The following is a 3,233-nucleotide window of genomic DNA, read 5'->3' on the forward strand; positions in this document are numbered from 1 at the left end:
GCACCGCCGTAGTTTTTCCTCCGTGGCGGCCCCCCCCCCCGGGCGGCTCAGCCCTCCTCGGCGGCCGCGGGCCGGCGCTCCCACCAGGTGGCCAGCGGGCCCCCGAGGACACCGCCGACACCCAGGGCGGGGACCGCGTGCACGAGGACGTCGAGCACGAACGGGGACACCTCCCGCATCCGGCCGGGGCCCGCCGCGCCGCCGGCCAGCGAGGCGAGCAGGGCGAGCCCGACGGCGGCGAGGATCCCGCCGAGCCCGCCGCGCAGCGCTCCCTCGTCCCACCGCAGGGTGGGGTGACGCCGCTGCGCCCGGGCGGCGCCCCACCCGGCCACCACGGGCGGCAGGGCCATCAGCCACGGGGTCCAGCGAGACGTACCCGCGTCCGGAAGGGCGGCCAGCAGCGGGAACAGCGGCATCGCCCCGAGCACGACCCCGCTGGGCGCGACCACCGTGCCCGTGCCCACCGCGAACCCGGGGCCCAGCAGGTAGGAGCCGGCGAACACCACGGCGTTGGGGACGAGCAGGGACGAGAGGGCGACGAAGGTGGCTGTCTCCCCCGCCGAGGTGTGCAGCTGCGCCAGCACGTTGGCCGCCGAGGCCAGGTCGAGCAGCAGGGCGAGGAGGAAGGCGGCCGCCGACACCACGAGGTACCACCCCAGGATGCGGCCGGCCGAGGCGCCGACCGCCTTCACCGGCTCCGGGAGCACGGCTGCCCAGATCGCCAGCCGGCCGGAGCCGAGCGCGATGGCCGGGCCTCCCACGAGCACGGCCAGACCGACCGCGCAGAGGACCGCGCGCACCGTGGAGGGGGACGTGGCCGGGTCGCCGGCCAACGACGAGGCGACCGCCACCACCAGCGCGTAGCCGACCGAGAAGAGCAGGGTCGCGACCGGCACCGTCCAGTCACGCTCGCCGTCGGCGAGACGGTCCGCGTCGGGTCCGTGGCCGGACACCGAGTCACCCACCCGCAGCCCGACCCGCCACGCCACCCAGCCGCAGAGCAGCGTCAGGCCCAGCGGGGCCACCGTCACCGCCGCGCCCTGCACGTGCACCCCGGAGCCGTGTGCCATCAGCCAGCCCAGCGTGCCGACCCTCAGCCCGTCGTGGGGCGCTCCGTGCGCACCGGCGTCGGCCAGGAACCAGCCGACCACCGCGAGCGCAAGACAGACCACGAGCGTGCTCGCGGCGGCGACCACCCCGCCGAGCGCCGCCACCGCGACGAGGGGTCGCCGGTGGCGCAGGTCGGTGACGGGCGTTCCGGGCGGGGCGAGCAGGGACGTCATGACCTTGCCATCATCACCCGGGGCGACCGCCCTCGGGCGGACCCACGCCGGGAGCCGACGATGTGCGGGGTCAACCGGGCCTCACGTACCGTGGACGGGCCATGACGGACCCCGCCGCCTTCGACGCGTTCTACCAGGACGCGCGTCAGCGACTGCTGCACCAGACCTACGCCCTGACCGGCGACCTGCCGGCGGCGTACGCCGCGGTCAGGGACGCCTTCGTCGGGGCCTGGCACCACTGGGACAGGGTCTCGCTGCTCGCCGACCCCGAGCCGTGGGTGCGCCCGCTGGCCTGGTCGCACGCGCAGCGCCGGCACGGCGCCCGGGTCTGGCACCGCGGGCGCAGCGACGTGCCCGGGGTCGCCGAGACGCTCGACGCGTTGGGTCGCCTCACGACGAGCCAGCGCAAGATGCTGCTGCTCACCCACCTGACCCGCGGCTCGATGACCGACCTGGCCCGGGAGGCGGAGCTGCCGCTGGCGACCGCGGAGCGCGAGCTCCAGTCGGCCACCGCGCTGTTCGCGGCCCACCGCGGCATCGACTCCCCGACCGTCCGGGTGGTGCTCGACCAGCTCGCCGAGGTGACCGCCGACCACCACTGGCCGCGGCCGACGATCATCCGGCGGGCCGGGAGCGCGCGACGCCGTACCCACACCCTGGTCGGCGCCGCGGCGGTGGTGGGCGTGCTGCTGGCCAGCGGTGCGGCGGTCAGCCACGGGGGCGGGGTCCGCCCCCGGCTCACGGAGCAGACCGTGGTCGCCTCCGCCTCACCGGTCGCCAGCACGCCGGCACCGGCCCCCGTCGAGCTGACGCCCGACCGGCTGCTCACCGCCCGGCAGCTCGGCCGGGTGGCGCCGGACCGGCGCTGGTCGGTGCGCACGACCAGCCCGACCGGGCCCGACAGCGCGCCCTCCCTCCCGTGCCAGGACACCGCGCTCCCCGGTCCCGCGACCCAGGGACTGGTCCGCACCTACCTGACCTCGCCGGGCCCGCGCACCCCACCGGCCCAGCGGCAGGAGAGCGTGGCGGCGACCCAGTCCTCCCTGCTGGCCAGCACGCCGCGAGCCGCTCGGCGCACCTTCACCGTGGCGGCCGAGTCCTTCGCGGGCTGCGTCCAGGACCGGGTCCAGCTGCTCTCGACCGAGCGGCTCGACGGCGTCGGGGACGAGGCGGTCCAGCTGGTCCTGCGGTCCTGGGCGCCGCCGGTCACCACGATGGTCGTGGGCGTGGCCCGGACCGGCCGGGTGACCACCACCACGATGAGCAGCCGGACGGGTTCTCAGGCGCCGGACCTGGCCAGCCACGCCGCGCTGCTCGCGGCGGCCGTCAACACCCTCTGCGGGGCTCCCGGGACCGGGAGCTGCGCCGCCCCGCCCACCCGGACGCGCGTCGCCCCCCTCCCCACCGGCGCCGTGCCGGGCATGCTCAGCACGATCGACCTGCCGCCGGTGACCTCGGTGGACGACGCCTGGGTCGGCACCGACCCGCGCCGGGCGACGGTGAACGCGGCAGCCACGCAGTGCGACCGGGCCGAGTTCACCGAACGCCCGATCACCCATGCGCTCACCCGCACGTTCCTGTTCCCCCGAGCCAGCCTTCCTGCCACGTTCGGCCTCACCGAGACCGTCGGCACGATGCCGCAGCCCGCTGCGCAGGCATTCGTCGCGGGGCTGCGCGAGCGCCTCGCGGGCTGCGAGGACAAGTCCCCGGGAACGCAGGTGGTCCGGCTCGCCGACACCCGGCACGGCGAGGAGGAGCTCACCGTGTGGCGGGTGGACGTGGAGCTCTCAGACACCGCGACCGCGACGTACCTGATGGGCATCGCCCGGTCGGGGACCGCCGTGGCGCAGGTGGGCTTCACCCCCACCGGGGAGGTCCGGATGACTCCCGAGGCGTTCGTCGCACTCGTCGACCGGGCCCGCGAGCGGCTGCCGCAGCTGCCGGCGCCGG

General features: G+C 76.7%; 2 protein-coding genes. One reads left to right on the top strand and one right to left on the bottom strand.

Annotation, left to right across the window (positions count from 1 at the left end; translation table 11 throughout):
* Window positions 1-47: 47 nt before the first annotated feature.
* Window positions 48-1,283: a cell division protein PerM gene (locus PLP61_RS15955; RefSeq protein WP_324503748.1), complete on the bottom strand. Its 1,236-nt coding sequence runs from the start codon at window positions 1,281-1,283 to the stop codon at window positions 48-50.
* 101 nt (window positions 1,284-1,384) lie between these two features.
* On the opposite strand from PLP61_RS15955, the gene PLP61_RS15960 reads away from it, so the two are divergent.
* A partial coding sequence (locus tag PLP61_RS15960) for a hypothetical protein (RefSeq protein ID WP_324503749.1) occupies window positions 1,385-3,233 on the top strand: 1,849 nt, incomplete at its 3' end.

Origin of the sequence: Nocardioides sp., from assembly GCF_035429765.1 — a bacterium.
Lineage (GTDB): Bacteria > Actinomycetota > Actinomycetes > Propionibacteriales > Nocardioidaceae > Nocardioides.

Coding starts and splice junctions, on each gene's coding strand:
- PLP61_RS15955 (WP_324503748.1), bottom strand. CDS start 1,283: ATGACGTCCCTGCTCGCCCCGCCCGGAACGCCCGTCACCGACCTGCGC.